This window comes from Chryseobacterium sp. C-71 (assembly GCF_020911865.1).
In the GTDB taxonomy this organism is placed as follows: Bacteria; Bacteroidota; Bacteroidia; order Flavobacteriales; family Weeksellaceae; genus Chryseobacterium.
In genome coordinates, this window is record NZ_CP087131.1 from 3,148,165 (window position 1) to 3,166,373 (window position 18,209).

The 18,209-nt window shown below is 34.5% G+C and carries 16 protein-coding genes and 2 tRNA genes; 8 read left to right on the forward strand and 10 right to left on the reverse strand.

Annotation, left to right across the window (positions count from 1 at the left end):
* Positions 1–361: 361 nt before the first annotated feature.
* Both LNP04_RS14490 and LNP04_RS14495 read right to left on the reverse strand, forming a co-directional pair.
* Positions 362–432: transfer RNA gene (locus LNP04_RS14490), tRNA-Gln, on the reverse strand.
* Positions 433–554: 122 nt separating this feature from the next.
* Positions 555–625: transfer RNA gene (locus LNP04_RS14495), tRNA-Gln, on the reverse strand.
* A 98-nt stretch (positions 626–723) separates the two neighbouring features.
* Here LNP04_RS14495 and LNP04_RS14500 point away from each other — a divergent pair.
* From LNP04_RS14500 to LNP04_RS14520, 5 genes are read left to right on the forward strand one after another with little or no spacing between them, the layout of a single operon-like run.
* Positions 724–1,764 carry an AMP-binding protein gene (locus tag LNP04_RS14500; RefSeq protein ID WP_229983633.1) on the forward strand — a complete coding sequence of 347 codons (1,041 nt, stop codon included), beginning with the start codon at positions 724–726 and terminating at the stop codon, positions 1,762–1,764.
* Positions 1,745–2,209, forward strand: coding sequence for a hypothetical protein (locus LNP04_RS14505; RefSeq protein ID WP_229983634.1), 465 nt, complete (start codon positions 1,745–1,747; stop codon positions 2,207–2,209). The genes LNP04_RS14500 and LNP04_RS14505 overlap by 20 nt, the downstream gene beginning before the upstream one ends.
* Positions 2,206–2,598 carry an alternative ribosome rescue aminoacyl-tRNA hydrolase ArfB gene (arfB, locus tag LNP04_RS14510; protein ID WP_229983635.1) on the forward strand — a complete coding sequence of 131 codons (393 nt, stop codon included), beginning with the start codon at positions 2,206–2,208 and terminating at the stop codon, positions 2,596–2,598. Before LNP04_RS14505 ends, arfB begins: the two co-directional genes overlap by 4 nt.
* 47 nt (positions 2,599–2,645) lie before the next feature.
* Entirely contained in the window at positions 2,646–3,314 is a 669-nt protein-coding gene (locus LNP04_RS14515) for a hypothetical protein (protein WP_229983636.1), read from the forward strand.
* A 27-nt stretch (positions 3,315–3,341) separates the two neighbouring features.
* Positions 3,342–4,313, forward strand: coding sequence for a deoxyhypusine synthase family protein (locus LNP04_RS14520; protein WP_047444737.1), 972 nt, complete (start codon positions 3,342–3,344; stop codon positions 4,311–4,313).
* Positions 4,314–4,584: 271 nt separating this feature from the next.
* Here LNP04_RS14520 and LNP04_RS14525 read toward each other — a convergent pair whose 3' ends face one another.
* Positions 4,585–4,731 carry a hypothetical protein gene (locus LNP04_RS14525; RefSeq protein WP_229983637.1) on the reverse strand — a complete coding sequence of 49 codons (147 nt, stop codon included), beginning with the start codon at positions 4,729–4,731 and terminating at the stop codon, positions 4,585–4,587.
* A gap of 174 nt (positions 4,732–4,905) precedes the next feature.
* The gene (locus LNP04_RS14530) at positions 4,906–5,697 is read right to left on the reverse strand and encodes a glucose 1-dehydrogenase (protein ID WP_229983638.1); all 792 of its coding nucleotides are present in this window, start codon (positions 5,695–5,697) and stop codon (positions 4,906–4,908) included.
* 397 nt (positions 5,698–6,094) lie between these two features.
* Between LNP04_RS14530 and LNP04_RS14535 the strand changes: the two genes are divergently transcribed.
* Positions 6,095–6,391: an MGMT family protein gene (locus LNP04_RS14535; RefSeq protein WP_229983639.1), complete on the forward strand. Its 297-nt coding sequence runs from the start codon at positions 6,095–6,097 to the stop codon at positions 6,389–6,391.
* 192 nt (positions 6,392–6,583) lie between these two features.
* Here LNP04_RS14535 and LNP04_RS14540 read toward each other — a convergent pair whose 3' ends face one another.
* The 6 genes from LNP04_RS14540 to sucC all read right to left on the reverse strand — a co-directional run bounded on the left by LNP04_RS14540 (position 6,584) and on the right by sucC (position 15,570).
* Positions 6,584–8,038: a serine hydrolase domain-containing protein gene (locus LNP04_RS14540; protein WP_229983640.1), complete on the reverse strand. Its 1,455-nt coding sequence runs from the start codon at positions 8,036–8,038 to the stop codon at positions 6,584–6,586.
* A gap of 563 nt (positions 8,039–8,601) precedes the next feature.
* Positions 8,602–10,494: a molecular chaperone HtpG gene (htpG, locus tag LNP04_RS14545; protein WP_229983641.1), complete on the reverse strand. Its 1,893-nt coding sequence runs from the start codon at positions 10,492–10,494 to the stop codon at positions 8,602–8,604.
* Positions 10,495–10,652: 158 nt separating this feature from the next.
* Positions 10,653–11,660: a recombinase RecA gene (recA, locus tag LNP04_RS14550; RefSeq protein WP_047444724.1), complete on the reverse strand. Its 1,008-nt coding sequence runs from the start codon at positions 11,658–11,660 to the stop codon at positions 10,653–10,655.
* Positions 11,661–11,986: 326 nt separating this feature from the next.
* Positions 11,987–13,183: an oxygenase MpaB family protein gene (locus tag LNP04_RS14555; RefSeq protein ID WP_229983642.1), complete on the reverse strand. Its 1,197-nt coding sequence runs from the start codon at positions 13,181–13,183 to the stop codon at positions 11,987–11,989.
* A 71-nt stretch (positions 13,184–13,254) separates the two neighbouring features.
* Positions 13,255–14,031, reverse strand: a complete 777-nt coding sequence (locus tag LNP04_RS14560; protein WP_229983643.1) for a response regulator transcription factor — start codon at positions 14,029–14,031, stop codon at positions 13,255–13,257.
* A 348-nt stretch (positions 14,032–14,379) separates the two neighbouring features.
* A complete protein-coding gene (sucC, locus tag LNP04_RS14565) occupies positions 14,380–15,570 on the reverse strand; it encodes an ADP-forming succinate--CoA ligase subunit beta (RefSeq protein ID WP_229983644.1) in 1,191 nt (396 codons plus the stop codon).
* 291 nt (positions 15,571–15,861) lie between these two features.
* Here sucC and LNP04_RS14570 point away from each other — a divergent pair, with 291 nt between their 5' ends.
* Both LNP04_RS14570 and LNP04_RS14575 read left to right on the forward strand, forming a co-directional pair.
* A complete protein-coding gene (locus LNP04_RS14570) occupies positions 15,862–16,539 on the forward strand; it encodes a TetR/AcrR family transcriptional regulator (protein ID WP_229983645.1) in 678 nt (225 codons plus the stop codon).
* A gap of 7 nt (positions 16,540–16,546) precedes the next feature.
* Positions 16,547–18,208, forward strand: coding sequence for a peptidase domain-containing ABC transporter (locus LNP04_RS14575; RefSeq protein WP_229983646.1), 1,662 nt, complete (start codon positions 16,547–16,549; stop codon positions 18,206–18,208).
* The last annotated feature ends 1 nt before the right edge of the window (position 18,209 follow it).

An 18,209-nucleotide genomic window follows, 5' to 3' on the forward strand; every position in this document is an offset into this window, starting at 1 on the left:
TAATGATGGCAAAATTGTAGTTTTTACCGCTGTTTAGTATGTTTTACATCGTCTTATATCTTGAAAACCTGGAGCTTAATGAGTGTTACCATGGTGAATTCGTTTGTGATGGCTTATTAACAATAGCTTTGTTTGATTTTCATGAGCAATATGTTTGCCAACCGTTCCTTTTCGTGTGAATTTATGGTAAATGTGGTATGTTTAATTGAGGATATATGGAACTCTGAAAGAATGTCGAGTAGGTAAATTTAACAATGAGTGAAGAAATTTTTATCAATTATTACCAATAGAACACGATAAAGATATTTGGTTATTTTTAATTATATACATGAAAAAACCATCCTTAGAAAAGGATGGTTTGTAGACCCACAGGGATTCGAACCCCAACTGATGGTACCAAAAACCAGAGTGCTACCGTTACACCATGGGTCTCTTTATTTTAGTCGTGCAAATGTATCTATTTTTTTCTTTACCGACAAAAAAATATTAAAGAAATTTTAAATTTTTCTTACTTTCATAAAAAACAAAAACCATCCTTAGAAAAGGATGGTTTGTAGACCCACAGGGATTCGAACCCCAACTGATGGTACCAAAAACCAGAGTGCTACCGTTACACCATGGGTCTGTTTGTTTTAGTGATGCAAATTTAAAGCTTTTTTCTTTATTCGCAAATCATTTTTTAATTTTTCTTTAAATTTACACAACATTTAAATGGTCGGAAATATGCTGCTCAACTTCAATAATCTCGAAATTAATAATTTACATCTGGAAACTGATTTTGAAAAAAAAGTATTTTTTTTTCTTGAAGAATGGCTTTCCGATTCTGAAACGGTAAAAGTACAGACTTCAGGTTCTACCGGAACTCCGAAAATATTTGAAATCGAGAAAAAGAAGATGTTGAATTCAGCAAAAATGACGTGTGATTTTTTAGGATTAAAAGAAAATGATACTGCCTTAGTATGTCTTCCCGTTGAATATATTTCAGGAAAAATGATGGTGGTGCGGGCTTTTGAGAGAAAATTAAATCTTATTATAACCGAACCATCAATAAAACCTTTGGAAAATTTAGATATTGAAATTGACTTTTGTGCAATGACACCTTTGCAGGTTGAAAATTCTTTGGATAAAATTTACCTCATTAAAAATCTAATCATTGGTGGAGCAGCCGTTTCGGAATCTTTAAAAGCTAAAATTACGCAAATACTTCAACACTCTAATGCCTCAACTAAAATCTACGAAACCTACGGAATGTCTGAAACGCTTTCTCATATTGCATTGAAGGAGATTTATCCCGACCAGGATGATTGTTTTACCATTTTTGGAGGGGTGTCTATTTCTTTAGACGAAAGAGGTTGTATGAAAATTTTCGCACCTAATTTGAATAACGAAAAATTACAGACTAATGATTTGGTTGAAATATTTGAAGGAAATCAATTCAGGTTTTTAGGAAGAGCAGATAACGTTATCAATTCGGGAGGAGTCAAAATATTTCCTGAAGAACTGGAAGCTTTAGTTAAAAAAGAAATTCTGAATGAAGTTGTTTTTTTAGGCTTGAAGGACGAAATTCTGGGACAAAGGTTGATAGCAGTAATTGAAGGCGAAGAATCTGAATCTTTAATCCATCAACTATCAACTATTAACTATCAACAAAAATTACATAAACCGAAAGAAATTATCTTTGTTAATATATTTCCACGAACTCCCAATGGTAAGATTTCAAGATTAAATCTTTTAAAAATAATAAATGAAAAAAGAGATAATTAAGATTTTAATTGTGTTTTTTGTTGCAATTGTCGGATGGGTGTTTTGGATTAAATGTAGTATAAAAGATGCTAAAATGCAGGGTAAATATGAACGACCTTTTTTTCAAAATAATATATTGATCAATGGAGTAGTGTCTGATAAGAGTGACTCGGGAAATCATTGTTTTGGAATAATATATTTAAAAGATTTTGTAAGCAATGTAAAAGAATTTAATCCATATAACAAAGATATTTTTCCTTATGCGATTAAAAATGGTGATGCTGAAATTTATTCATGGACATGTTTGTATAATGTTGAGGCGGGAGATTCAATTATAATAAATTCAAATGACAGAAGTATATTGGTGATTAAAAAAGATTCAAATGAAAAGATAGAAGGTAATTTACGATTTGTTAATAGTGAAAAAAATTATATACAAGAAAATTCACAACTAAAATTCCAATGAAAGATTTTACCAAAGAGCTAAATTTTAAAACTTCCCGCAGTAGCGGAGCAGGAGGGCAAAACGTGAATAAAGTGGAAACCGCTGTTACCGTTACTTGGAAAGTTTCAGAGTCTGAATTGTTTAATGAGAGGCAGAAAGATTTAATCTCAGAAAAACTGAAAAACAGAATTAATCTGGATGGATTTTTATTTCTAAGTGTTTCCGAAAGCCGAACGCAGCTTCAAAACAAGAAAATTGCGATTGAGAAAATTTTAGAACTTGTGGATAAAGCTTTAATTATTCCAAAATTCAGGGCAAAAACGAAACCGACGAGATCTTCGGTAGAGAAAAGGATTGAGCAGAAAAAGCAGCATTCCAATAAAAAAGAAAACAGACGTTTTAAATTTTAATTCTCAGTATTTGGAAAAAAGAGTATTTTTGCGGAAAATTGATGACAATGTTTAAAAAACTTTTACTGTCGGGAGCATTCGCAATCCCATTTTTATTTTCAGCGCAGGAAGAAACTGCAAAATCAGAACCCAGAATTTCGATAATTCCCTCTGTTGGTTATGCGTGGCGATTGGCAAAAATGCCTTCAGGAATTCCTAAAGAAACAAAAGATTATATCAAAGGCCTGAAAAATGGTTTAAATGTAGATGTTTCTGCATATTATCATTTAAAAGGAAATGGTGCTATCGGTATAAAATACTCAAATTATATGGCATCCAGCGATGGAAGACTGACTGTGCAAGATATTAACGGAGGTACTGTTTCCGGATTTGTAAGCACTAAAGATAACATCAGTTTTGTTGGTCCGGCTTTTATGTTTTCAAATTTTAAAGAGGACACAAAACACAAATTGTATTACGATATAGCACTGGGTGTGATTACTTATACCACCAAAACGGGTTCTGTAAAAGGAACAGGTTCTAATTTAGGTTTGGAGGCGAATTTTGCTTACCAATATGCGATTACCAATCAAATTTTTATTGGTCCAAAATTGGGATTAACAGGCGGAACGCTTAGCAAGATGAAATACAATGGTACGACAGTGAATTTCGGTGAAGACGAAAGAGAAGGTTTAAGCAGACTTTCTTTAAGTGCAGCTGCGACTTTCCGTTTTTAAATTTTATCTTTGTAAAAAAATAAAATAATGAGCAAACCGATTACTGAGTTCATAGAAAAATATTACCTGCACTTCAATGCAGCGGCTTTGGTAGACGCATCTAAGGGATATGTTGCCCACCTGAAAGAAGGCGGAAAAATGATGATCACTTTGGCTGGAGCAATGTCTACCGCTGAATTGGGAAAGATTTTGGCTGAAATGATCCGTCAGGATAAAGTAGATTTTATCTCTTGCACAGGAGCAAACCTTGAAGAAGATTTGATGAACTTGGTGGCGCATTCTCACTACGAAAGAGTTCCTCATTATAGAGATTTAACGGCTCAGGATGAGTGGGATCTGTTGGAAAGAGGTCTGAACAGAGTTACGGATACTTGTATTCCTGAAGAAGAAGCTTTCAGAAGATTGCAGAAGCATATCGTAGAAATCTGGAAAGATGCTGAAGCAAAAGGTGAAAGATATTTCCCGCATGAATTCATGTACAAAATGATTCTTTCTGGAGTTTTGGAGCAGTATTACGAAATTCCGAGAGAAAATTCTTGGATGATTGCTGCGGCTGAGAAAAACTTACCAATCGTAGTTCCGGGATGGGAAGATTCTACTATGGGTAATATTTTCGCTTCTTACTGTATTAAAGGTGAATTGACGGCTACAACCATGAAGTCTGGTATCGAATACATGACATATTTAGCTGATTGGTACACGAAAAACTCAGCAGGAAAAGGCGTTGGTTTCTTCCAGATTGGTGGAGGTATCGCAGGAGATTTCCCGATTTGTGTAGTACCAATGTTGTATCAGGATATGGAAATGCATGACATTCCGTTCTGGTCATATTTCTGTCAGATTTCAGATTCTACGACTTCTTACGGTTCTTATTCTGGAGCAGTTCCGAACGAGAAAATTACCTGGGGGAAATTGGATATCACAACGCCGAAATTTATCGTTGAAAGTGATGCGACCATCTGTGCACCATTGATGTTCTCTTATATTTTAGAAAATTAATAAAGTGGAAAGACGGAAGTCTGAAGCTTGAAGTTATATAAAACGTTCCAAATTTTTGGGACGTTTTTTTTGCCAGAATGGACTAAAGTGTTTTGATATATTTTTGTCTATCAATGAAAAATTCTTTCTGAAATTCATGTTTTCAACAAGGGCGTGCCCCTCTCCAAGGCAATCCCAAGGCTCGGGTCGGGCTTCTACAGGCTCCACTTCGTTCCGGTGCTTTGCACCGCGTGCTTCGCCCGCGCCCTCCATATCCCTCACGCAAAGCTTGTTAATCCAAAGAGTTAGTCAACACAAAATAACGGTACGCAAGAATTCCTTTCTGCACTTTGGTTAGTTTCGTTGGGTCTTTATCACTTAGTTTTGGTAGTACAGCTTTATTGATTTTATTAAGCAATCTGAAAATGGATTTTTTCATAACTTTTAGATTTAGATAGAATGTAATTCAAAAATCATGCATTTTTGTTTAAGAGGTCTGGAAGCTAGATGTTGGAAGTTTGGTCGGTCTGTAAACAAAAATTGTCCCCAATAAATGAAGACAATTTTCATAATTTTCAGAACCAAAAGCCAGAGACCATCAGCTAAGAGCCATCTACGGATTTCCGTACATATTCGATTCTCCGCCATCAATGGCAATCACCTGTCCTGAAACGTAACCGTTCTCATCACTTAAAAGATAGGCAACTAAATTTCCCACATCTTTAGGATCTCCCAATTTTCTGGTAGGATTTCTTGATGCATATTCTTTTTCAGCTGCTTTCGGATCTGCAGGATTTACCTGATTAAAAGCTTCAGCGACCATGGGTGTTAAAATCGCGCCTGGAGCAATCGCATTCGTTAGAATATTATCTTTACCATATTCCAAAGCTGCATTTTTGGTCATTCCGGCTACAGCATGTTTTGTGGCAACATAAGCAGTTTGGTTTAAAACCCCTCTGATTCCACCGACAGAAGCAACGTTGACAATTCTTCCGCCTCCGTTTTTCTGCAGTTCAGGAATTACATATTTCATTCCGTAATAAACTCCTAACAAATTGATGTCTATTACTTTTTTGAAAACTTCAATGTCATAATCAATCAAAGGCGCCTGTTTTCCTTCAATTCCTGCATTGTTGTATAATCCGTCAACTTTTCCGAATTCTTCCACCGTTTGGTCTACGTAGTTCTTCACATTTTCTTCTACAGAAACATCTGCAGTGACTGTTAAATATTTACTTTCAGGATACCTTAATGATAATTCTTCCTTAGCTTTTTCTAAAGCTTCTGCGTTGTAATCTACCAAAGTTAAATCAGCTCCTTTTGATGCTAAAGAATCTGCTGCTGCAAAACCTAATCCCATTGCTGCTCCTGTAACGATAATTACTTTTCCTTTAAAATTTGACATAATATTTATATTTTATTTCATTGCTTCAATTTACAACAATGATGCCTGTGTGGTATTAACTTATGGTAATATTTTGTTAAATTTTTAGGTAGTGAAATTTGTAAAACTATAGTAAGAAACAAGGATATAAAAAGTCGTTCTGCGCCAGGTTGCGCTCCTACGGAGCTCCCCATTGATAATTAAATTATTATCTACAAACATATTGCTCCTACGGAGCAAAAATATTTTCAAATTCTTACTAAATTTAAGCAGAATCAACTTGTTGTTTCCTTAAAAATAAAGATTAAAAAATTAATGAATTTTCATAACTGAAAAATCTTAATGTTTAGAATCTCCATCAGCCGAAAAACCATCAAAACAAAAACATTTTTCATAAATTTAATCATTAAAATATCCAATGAACGAGATCTTCAAACAACAAGTCTGGGAAATCACAAAATTAGTTCCGAAAGGAAGAGTGACTAGCTACGGAGCAATTGCAAAAGCGGTTGGTTTTCCGAACCATTCCCGTCATGTAGGTAAAGCGATGGGTGGCTGCCCAAAAGATGTTCCTGCGCATCGTGTAATTTCGAGCTCTGGAACTTTGTCAGTTCCTGAATTTCAGTCGAGATTGGAAGTTGAAGGAATTGTCGTTGATAATTTTAGAGTCAAGAATTTCAAAAAGCTATTTTGGAATCCGTTGGAGGAGTTGTAAACTTATTTATAATGAATTGTTGTATTTCGGTATAAAAAGTAACAATTCATAACAGAAACCTGCTGAGGTAGTGAAAGTGATTGAAGTTTTCATTAAGTGAATATTATTACGATATAAAAATGTTTTCGGCGGCACCTCTGGTGCCGCCGAAACTTTTGAAAAGCATCAGTATTAATCAATATATCACTAATATCATTTCGTTTTCACGCTCTCTTCAATCTTCAAAAGCATTTGTTTTCCGTTTTCATTTTCAGGATTCAGCTTAACCGATTTTTTATACATTTCGACCGCCTTATTTTTATTTCCTGTTTTTAATAATACTTCGCCATAACTATCATAAGCGTTCCAGCTTTTTGGAAATAAATGAACATTAAGCTTAAAAATCTCTAAAGCTTCAGTTTGCTGATTATTTGTCATCATTCTGTAAGCCCAGTTATTTAATTCTACTTCTTGTGGATCAAATTCGGGATTTTTCTTTTTCGTCTTTTCTGTAAAATCAATAGCTTTATCAAATCCAATTTCTCGGAGGTTTTTCCTCAAAAAAGTTAAAGGATCGGCTTCTAAAATATCCGCATTGTAACATCCTGCAATCTCTTCCAGAAAATCTTCAGGAGCACTTCCACCTAAGTTGGTCAAAACAATTATTGCTAGTTTATCATCCGGATAAATCAACAAAGCCGATCTATTTCCACCAGACATTCCTATTGCTTTGTGGTTTTTTCTAAATTTTGCAATTCCCCAACCTCGTGTCCAGTTGGTCGGATTTCCATTGTTGAATTTGCTTGGTGACCACATCAAATCTAATGTTGCAGATTTTTGAAATAATTTACCACTTTGCAAAGCAATTATCCAGTTTGCCATATCTTCAGCTGTACTGTTGATTCCCGCTCCGGTTCTTGTAAAATCAGGAAATTCGGTATAATTATTTACCAATTTATCATCAGTTCTTTTGCCGTCAAATAAATTTCTGTAACGATAAGTAGGTGCAAATTGCGGAATCAAATCTCTGGAATCCCCAAACAATGTATGTTTCATATTTGCGATTCTGAATTGTTGATTTTCAAAATTAGTAGCAAATGATTGATGACTAACTTTTTCGATAATTTTTCCTAATAAATAATAATTGGTTTGATTGTAACTGAATTGTTCGCCTGTTTTAAATTCTAAAGGAAGTGTTTTCAGCTTTTCCCAAATGGCTTGTTCGGTTTTTAACGGACCAATGTTACCTGTGAGAGGGTCAAGAAGTTGTAGGATTTCTGGCAAACCAGAAATATGCGTCAACAATTGGTCAACCGTTATATTTTGCCATTCTGAAGGTAAATCATTCAGATATTTTTTGATAGGCGCATTGAGTTCTATTTTGCCTTGTTCTACCAATTGCATGACAGAAACACCGGTGAAAATTTTTGTATTAGAATTAATGGGAAAAATAGTCGTGTTTTTGACAGAAATATGGTCTTGAATATTTGCATAACCGTACGATTTGCTTGATACAATTTTTCCATTTTGAACAACAGCTAACTGCAATCCGGGAATTCTTCTTTCTTTCATTTCACGACCAATGATTTCATCGACATTTGAATTTATACTTTGTGCAAAAGTATGGAGTGATAAAAAAAGAAGAATGAATAGATTTAGTTTTTTCATTTACAAATGATTGATTTTCTATTTATAAGACAGCTTACATAATGATTTTATTACATTTTAGAACGGTTTTTATTTACTCATTTCCTTTTCAATTTCCAAAAGCATTTGTTTCCCATTTTCATTTTTATAATTTAATTCAATATTTTTTTGATATATTTTTACAGCTTCCTCTTTTTACCACATTGATAGAAAGCCTTACCATAACTGTCAAAGAATATAATAATAAACCGACATTGAGTATAGATAAAACGATGCAGGAATCAAGTAGAAGATACCCCAACAAAAAACCTCAAGGTTGATGAGATTTTTAGGAATATGATGTCTCAAAAATAGCATCTATGACATTTGCAAAAAGAAAAAAAGCAAAAAGTAGGTTTTCAAGTTTATGTTTGGACTTTATGGTAAGCAAGAAAAAACACCAAAAAAAATTCCGATTAGCGAAGCTAAATCCAAAATTCATTTTTTATTAAGCAAAGCCGAATTTACTATTTCTACGATTAATTTTTCATAAAAAAGCTCGGAACAACTAAATCGTTTCGAGCTTCAATATAAGTTAGTTTAATTTACTTTTCCAATTGCTTGTAACTTCTCTGGATGAAGTCTGTCAATTCTTTTCCTTTCAGTAAATTCTGAGATAGTTTCGCCAAATCTAACGCGTACTTAATCTGAGAACTTTTCTCATCAGCATTTTCATTAGCCAAAATTTTAGTGGCAAATTCACTGTTTGAATTCACGACCAAATTATACATTTCCGGTAAACTTCCCATTCCAAACATTCCTCCACCGCCGGTTGCCTGCATATCTTTCATTCTACGCATAAATTCAGGCTGAGTAATTGTAAACGGAGCATCGTTACTGTCTAAATCTTCCAGCTGAACTGTGAATTTCTTGTCATTAATCGACTCCTCAACGTTTTTCTTTAAGGTTTCCTTTTCAGTTTCATTTAATTTAGAAATTGCCGGCTCGTCTTTTTTAATCAAATTATTGATGTGGTCTGCATCTACTCTTGCAAAAGAAATTTTCTCTTTTGTAGATTCCAGTTTTTGAATTAAATGCGGAACAATCGGTGAATCTAAAAGAATAACCTCGTATCCTTTATCTTTCGCAGACTGAATGTAAGAGTGCTGTTCGTCAGCATTTGTAGCGTAAAGAATGACTAAATTTCCGTCTTTGTCGGTTTGATTTAGTTTGATTTTTTCTTCTAATTCATTCCAAAGGAAATATTTTCCGTCAGTTGTTGGGTACAATGCAAATTTGTCAGATTTTTCGAAGAATTTGTCTTCAGAAATCATTCCATATTCGATAACAATTTTGATATCGTTCCATTTTTTGTCGTAGTCCTCACGGTTTTCATTGATTAAAGAAACCATTTTATCGGCTACTTTTTTCGTGATGTAAGAAGAAATTTTCTTTACCGCACCGTCTGCCTGAAGATATGAACGGGAAACATTCAACGGGATGTCTGGAGAATCAATCACCCCTCTCAACAACATCAAAAAGTCCGGAACAATACCTTTTACCTCATCCGTTACGAAAACCTGATTCTGATATAATTGAATTTTATCTTTTTCAATGTTTAAATTATTCGCTAGTTTCGGGAAATATAAAACTCCGGTCAAGTTGAACGGATAATCTACGTTCAAATGGATATTGAACAATGGCTCCTCAAACTGCATTGGGTACAATTCGTGGTAGAAAGCTTTGTAATCTTCGTCTTTCAATTCACTCGGAGCTTTCGTCCAAGCCGGAGTAGGATTATTAACGATATTATCAACCTCAACTGTTTCAGCAACTGCATCATCTGCAGCGTCTTCAGGTAAAGGAAGTGTTTCTGTTTTTGTTCCGAATTTGATTGGAACTGGCATGAATTTGTTGTATTTCGTTAACAATTCACGGATTTTATTTTCTTCTAAAAATTCTGTAGAATCTTCGGCAATGTGAAGGATGATCTCAGTTCCTCTGTCGGTTTTAGCAGTCGTTTCTTCTAAGGTGAATTCCGGACTTCCGTCGCAGATCCAATGAACGGCTGGCTCATCTTTGAAAGATTTAGAAATAATTTCCACTTTTTCTGCCACCATAAAAGCAGAGTAGAAACCTAAACCAAAATGCCCGATAATCCCTGAATCTTTCGCAGAATCTTTATATTTTTCTAAGAATTCTTCTGCTCCGGAAAACGCAACCTGGTTGATGTATTTTTCCACTTCTTCGGCAGTCATTCCTAAACCTTGATCGATGATGTGAAGTTTTTTGTTTTCCTTATCGATTTTAACTTCGATTTTCGGATTTCCGTAATCAACTTGTGCTTCACCGATGTTGGTCAGATGTTTCAATTTCAAAGTTGCATCGGTTGCGTTTGAAATTAATTCTCTTAAAAAGATTTCGTGGTCGCTGTACAAAAATTTCTTAATCAACGGAAAAATATTTTCCACCGAAACATTGATATTTCCTTTTGTCATTTTTTTTAATTTTTAAATTTGATTATTAATTCTCAAAAGAAATACCATTGAACGAAAAGTGACAGATTGGCATTTTTATCCCAGAATAAGGATGTCTTTCGTCTAAAAACAAAAAAAGACAGCCTCTCAGCTGTCTTTTGTATTTCAATCAAAACAAATTATTTTTTGTTGTTGATAATCTCTTCTTTTACTTTATTTTCAAGCTCTTCAGCCAGTTCAGGATTGTCTTTCAACAAATCTCTTACACCATCACGGCCTTGACCCAATTTAGTTTCACCGTAGCTGAACCAAGAACCGCTTTTCTTCACAATTCCCATATCTACTGCAGTATCCAAGATTTCTCCGGTTTTAGAAACGCCTTCACCATACATAATGTCAAATTCAGCCATTTTGAAAGGTGGAGCGACTTTGTTTTTTACAATTTTCACTTTCACACGGCTTCCAACAGCTTCATCACCATTTTTAATTGGTGCGCTTGCTTTTCTGATGTCTACTCTTACTGAAGCGTAGAATTTTAAAGCGTTACCACCCGTTGTTGTTTCAGGGTTTCCGAACATTACACCGATTTTTTCTCTCAATTGGTTGATGAAAATCACGGTACATTTTGTTCTTGAAATCGTTGCAGTCAGTTTTCTCAAAGCCTGAGACATCAATCTTGCGTGAAGACCCATTTTAGAATCTCCCATTTCACCCTCAATCTCCGCTTTTGGAGTCAAAGCAGCAACAGAGTCAATGACTACAATGTCGATTGCGCCTGAACGGATCAAGTTATCAGCAATTTCCAAAGCCTGCTCACCGTTATCTGGCTGAGAAATAATAAGGTTTTCAAGATCGATTCCTAGTTTGCCTGCGTAACCTCTGTCGAAAGCGTGCTCGGCATCGATAAATGCTGCAATTCCGCCTGCTTTTTGAGCTTCTGCAATTGCGTGTAAAGTTAAAGTTGTTTTACCTGAAGATTCAGGTCCGTAGATCTCAATAATTCTTCCTCTCGGATATCCGCCAACGCCCAAAGCGATGTCTAATCCTAATGATCCGGAAGGAATAACTTCGATTGTAGTGTCGATTGCACTATCTCCCAACGTCATTACCGTTCCTTTCCCGTATGTTTTATCTAGTTTATCAAGCACCAATGCAAGTGCTTTTTTCTTATCATCTATGTTGCTCATATCGTATTAAAATAATTTATCAAAATTACATAATTTTAAATTCAAAAGCTAATATTATTTGTTCTTGGAAATTGTTTTTAGCGTTAAAAAATGATAAAGTTTTTGATTAATATTAAAGACTAAACGATCAATTATAATGAAGAGATTCCATACCCTGAGTTTTTTCTTCATTGGATGGGCGGGATTCGGACGAAGGCCGAAAATGGGTGGTTTTTAGCCCCGATTGAACGGCCTGTTTGAGCTCTTTCTATTTTTCGGCGGCGGCAAAGCCGCCGCCGAAAAATAGAAAAGCGAGTAGTGAAAGCGGGATTAAGCTCCTGAAAAAATTAATGAAAATTCGAATTCTGGGTAATACTTAGGTAATCTGACAAGACCTTCATCTGATCTTTATTTCCTTTTTTAATTCTGGCTTCACGGCTTACAGTAGAATCGTATATTTTATTGATGATTCTTTTCGTAGTAGGGAAACCTTTTTTGAAAGGCACATCAGGAATCTGAAGTCTTTTGCAAACATCATCACCCAATAAATACCATGTGCAGCAAATATGCAGATACCTTAAATTTTTTCTTTGAAACTCATATTTTAGTATCGGATTTTCCAGCGATTCGTTCAATAAAGAATGCGCAAGTAAAACCGAATCACTGTCTGAAGATGGCTGAATGGAAGTCCACAGATAAAAATATTCTGTTGCTTCTTTTTTATTGTTTGGTAAAAGCACTTCGGGAATTCCTAAAAGATAGCCGACGTATTTCCAAAGGTGGAAATGGCCTTTTTCTTCCTCTTCAGAGATGATGTTTCCTAATTTTTGAAGACTGTGCTGAAATACCAGGCTGAAACCAATGTAGGTCGCCATCATGTCCCAGGAATTGATAGGTTCGCCCCAGTTTTGGGTATCCCAGTTTTTATAATGTTTTTTAATAGAAAGTCTGGCGTAGGAATGAATGAGTCTTGTTTTAATTGCAAATTCATAACCTTTTTTATGGATTTCTAAAGCATCATATCTTGTTACGTTTACCCAAAAATCTAAAGTTTCCGAGAGTCTTTTTACGGCACCTTTTTTTAATGCTTCGGTCACGATGAGCGGTTTATTGAGGTAAGCATAATCGTAACCGCCGATCAGGCAATAGTCACGAAGGGAAATCAGAGAATCCAGATTGCAGCGCATGCAAAGTTCAGCACCTTTTTTAATTAAATTTAAATCAAGCCAATCGGGTAGGGTTTGTGTTTGCCGAAAAAGTTTTTTTACACTTTCCGGAACATGATCGTTTTCTGAAACTCCGTTTCTGATGTAGTTTTCAATCTCTCTTGAAGCTTCGCTGTATTTTTTTGTGAAATAAACATCTTTTACAACCTCATCACCAATTTCGTCTACATGATAAAAGAAATGAGAAAATTTGTCAAAGTTCTTGAAGTTGACTTCTGCTGCTGAAAGATCAATCAGCTGCTTTCCGTTTCCTGTTGTCCAAAAGTCTTTGAAATGTTGTGAATCTTTAAATCTGGGTTGTAAATTTGTCTTTTCCATCTGATGATAAAAGTACAAGTTTTACGCCGAAATAATATCGTGAGATTTGTCAGTTTTAAATTTAAATCATGCTAAATCAATCCAAAATCAAAAGCTTTTTTCACCAGTTCTTTACTGTTCCTGCAATTAGTTTTTCTTAAAATATTTCTTCTGTGTGTACGAACGGTATGTTCTGAAAGTATTAAGATAGAGGAAATTTCTTTCCCTGAATAACCTTTGGCAATGAATGATAAAACTTCGGTTTCTCGTTTTGTGAGATTGTTTTCATGTGTTAAAGATGAAAGCAAATTTTGATTAATTTTAATCTGATAAAAATCTTTTCTTGGTTCAATTCCTGTAATCAAAACGGTATAAGAATTCTCGCTTGTGATGTGCTGGATGTTGGTGTGTATGTTGATGGACTGTACTAAATGATGATCTTCGTCTTCAAAAGTGTGAATCGCCTGATGATGAAAAAGCTCATAATTTCCTTTTGCCGTTTTCATTCTGAAGCAGTAGCTTGGTTTTAAATATAATTGAAATTCTTTACCAATCTCTAGAATTTTATTGACCACAGTTTGTTCGGCTTTTATCACAAATGGAATGTCGTCCGGATGAATAAGATCAATGAGTTCTTTAAGGTGTAAGGGGTAGTTTTTTAACCCATGAATTTTGAGAATGCTTTCGTGATGATTCGTAACAGTACTGTTGTTGAGATTTAAGACGTAATAATAGTATTCTCCGATAGCAAACATCTCTCCGATAATACGCTCTATAGATGGTTTCTCTAATATTTTATCACTTCTTCGGTTTCCGGGATAAATATTCCAGACGTCTATGAGCGGATGTTTTTCCTCGGTTTTTTTCATAATGGTGATTTAGTAATTGAATTTAGTTAATTTTTCTTAAAAATACGCCTTAAGTGGTATTTTTTTATATTAAATAATTTAGAACCTTTGTGCAAACTAATAACCATGAAAACTTATTCTTTAAATAGCTTTTCTTCGTTTTTATTTTAATTTTTATCGCTACACTACTAATAAGATATACCGAGTTTTGAAATGATTGAGAAACACATTTCGTAACTTAATGATGAGAAGTTTATTTTCCAATTTGCCATTTAAAAATAATTTAAATGGTTTTTTTTGTGAAAAATTTGGAACAAAAAAATCCGCTTTCTTTCGAAAACGGATTTGTATTTTAAATTAACTTAAATATTAAGCTAAAACTTCTTTTACTTTGTTTGCAGCTTCTTCTAAAGTAATTGCAGAGTGTACCGGAAGACCAGACTCGTCAATTAATCTCTTAGCTTCTACAGCGTTTGTACCTTGTAATCTCACGATCAATGGAACCGGAAGGCTACCCATTGCTCTGTAAGCATCTACAACACCTTGAGCTACTCTGTCACATCTTACGATACCTCCGAAGATATTGATTAAGATTGCTTTTACGTTTGGATCTCTCAAGATTATTCCAAAAGCAGTTTGTACTCTTGCAGCATCTGCAGTACCACCAACGTCTAGGAAGTTTGCAGGGTTACCACCAGATAATTTAATAATATCCATAGTTGCCATTGCAAGACCAGCTCCGTTTACCATACAAGCAACGTTACCGTCAAGCTTTACGAAGTTAAGACCAGCTTCACCAGCTTCTACATCGATAGGATCTTCTTCTCTTGTATCTCTTAATGCTTCAAGATCTTTGTGACGGAACAATGAGTTGCCATCCAAAGTTACTTTTGCATCTACAGCGATAATTTTGTTGTCAGAAGTTTTTAAAACCGGGTTGATTTCGAATAAAGAAGCATCAATTCCTACATACGCATTGTATAAAGAAGTGATGAATTTTGTGAATTCTTTGAACGCATTTCCTTCAAGACCTAGGTTGAAAGCAATTTTTCTAGCCTGGAAACCTTGAAGACCCAAAGTAGGATCGATCAATTCGTTGTGGATCAAGTGAGGTGTTACTTCAGCAACGTGCTCAATATCCATACCACCTTCAGTAGAATATACGATTGTGTTTTTACCTTCAGCTCTGTCTAAAAGAATAGAAACATAAAATTCTTTAGTTTCAGATTCTCCAGGATAATATACATCCTCTGCTACCAATACAGAATTTACCAATTTACCTTCAGCAGAAGTCTGAGGAGTGATCAATTGCATTCCGATAATGTTTTGAGCGTTCTCCTTCAATTTGTCCATGTTCGGAGAAAACTTTACACCACCACCTTTACCACGACCACCTGCGTGAATCTGTGCTTTTACAACCCAAGCCTGAGCTCCGGTTTCAGCAGTCAGTTTTTCTGCAGCAGCTACAGCTTCTTCTACGTTGTTTGCAACGTGACCTCGTTGTATTGCTACTCCGTACTTTGATAAAATCTCTTTTGATTGATACTCGTGAAGATTCATATTATTTTTATTATTTATTTTAAATTTTAATATTTACAAAGATAATAAAATTGAATAGAATTTCTACAACCATCATAAAAGTCATTCTATATTTTATTAAAAAAGTCAAAAATTGCATTGATCAAATCATTAAATCATATTGTTTTATGATTTGAGACTTATAGATGTTTCAAGTAAAGAATAAATTCATAGTATGATAGCATTACTATTATTAGTAATATTAAAAATATTTTTATAGGTGTATTGCTGATTAATATAATAGTTTTATTTTTGTATAGGTAAATTACAAAAATGGAATTTCAATTAAAATTTAAAGTCAACCAAAACCTGTTTCTCCGAGATCCGGAAAACAGTGAAATCGGTAAATCTATCGTGAAAAATTCAATAGATCTGATATTTGAAATGGGTTTTGAGAATTTTACTTTCAAAAAACTGGCGCAAAAAATAAGTTCGACAGAAGCAACCATTTACAGGTATTTTTCTTCTAAACATAAATTATTGACCTATATTCTCAATTGGTATTGGTCTTATCTTGAGCTGATTTCAAAATTTCGTCTTTCTGAAATAAAAGATTCACAGGAGAAAATCGAAAAACTTTTAAACATCATTACGCATCAGGAAAACTACGAAAACGCAATAGAAGACTATGACTTGTCTAAACTTCATACCATCGTCATTGCAGAAAGCAGCAAATCTTATTTGGTGAAAGAAGTTGATGAGATCAATAAAGATTTGGTTTTTAATCCCTTAAAAAGTCTGTGTAATTTTTTTGGTCAGGTTATTTCCGAAGCAAAACCAGATTTTCCCTATCCGTTGTCTTTTGCGAGTACGCTTTTGGAAACTGCACATAATCAGCAATTTTTCAGCGAACATTTGCCGAAGCTTACAGATAATCATTTAGATAAAATAGAACATAAAAAGTATGTTTTACAATATTTGCGATACATCACTTTTAGTCTCATAAAATAAAGATTCAATGGAAACTACTCCAAAACAGCACGGTTACAATCTCTTCAAGTACGTTACCAAAGAGAAAAAAGACGTTACCAATATTTATTTTTATGCAATTTTGAACGGTTTGGTGCAACTGAGTGTACCGCTAGGGATACAGTCCATCGTGAGTTTTGTAATGGGAGCCACGATGGCGACTTCTATCTACATATTGATCATTTTTGTGGTGATTGGAACTTGGTTGGTAGGATATTTCAGGCTAAAAGTAATGCAGATTATTGAGAAAATACAGCAGAAAATATTTGTCGAATTTTCTTTGGCGTTTGCAGAAAAATTACCCAAAGTAAATCTGTGCGATACCAGAAAATATTATCTTCCCGAACTTGTCAACCGTTTTTTTGATACCCAAAATTTGCAGAAGGGAATCTCAAAAATACTTCTGGAAATCCCTACAGCGATTATTCAGATCCTTTTCGGTATTCTGCTGCTTTCATTTTATCATCCTTGGTTTTTGGTTTTTGGTGCCCTTGTCATTATTTGTGTGATTATCATCTTCAGATTTACAATGGAAAGCGGTATCCAATCTAGTTTGGAAGAAAGCGAAAAAAAATATGAAGTGGCATCATGGATCGAGGATATTGCAGCGTCTATCAAAACATTTAAGATCAATTCTAAATCTGATGCGCATCTTTCCGGGGTTGATGATCGTGTGGTGGGTTATCTCGATTTCAGAACTTCTCATTTTCGTGTTTTGGTGGTGCAGTACAAAACTATTATTGCTTTTAAAGTGATCATAACGCTCGTAATGTTGGTGATAGGAACTTATTTATTAATCAATCAGCAACTGAATATCGGGGCATTTATCGCAACTGAAATTGTGGTTTTGAGTATCATGTCGGCTGTAGAAAAATTAATTATCAGTTTAGAAAGTTATTATGATGTGATTGCAGCTTTGGCAAAACTGAATAAAGTAACAGATTTACCCGAAGAGAATAATGGCGAGATTGTTTTGGAAGAAAATTATCAAGGTCTGGAAATAGAATTTAAAGAGGTAAACTTTTCTTTTAACGAACATCAGAGTATTTTGAACAATATTAATTTTAAAGTTCCTGAAAATACGCTTACAGTAATCTCCGGAAAGTTAGGAGCTGGTAAATCGCTTCTTCTTAATATGATTACAGGTTTTTATGAGCCTACTTCAGGATCTGTACTTTTTGATAAAATTCCATTAAAAAATATCAATAAAACAGAACTGAGAAATCAAATCGGTCTGTATCTGGAAGATATGACGATCATTAAAGGTACTGTGCAGGAAAATATTATTCTTGGCAACACAAACATCAGTCCTGAAAGTATTCTTGATCTTGCCGAGGAAATCGGAATTGATAATATTTCCAGTCAGTTTAGTTCAGGATTTTACACAGAAATTAGTGAGACAGATACAGAAATTTCATTCAGCTCGAAAAAGAAAATTCTACTTCTAAGATCATTGCTGGGGAACAAAAGATTGCTTGTATTGGAAGATCCGCTTGATGGAATGAATGACGAATTCAGAAACAAAATGATGCTGTATCTCAACAAGATTAAAAAGAGCACTACTGTGATTATCGTATCTCAGGATCAGAATTTGATGCAGCTTGCAGACCAGCGTCTTCATCTTCAAAACGGGACTTTAGAAATCGTTTAAT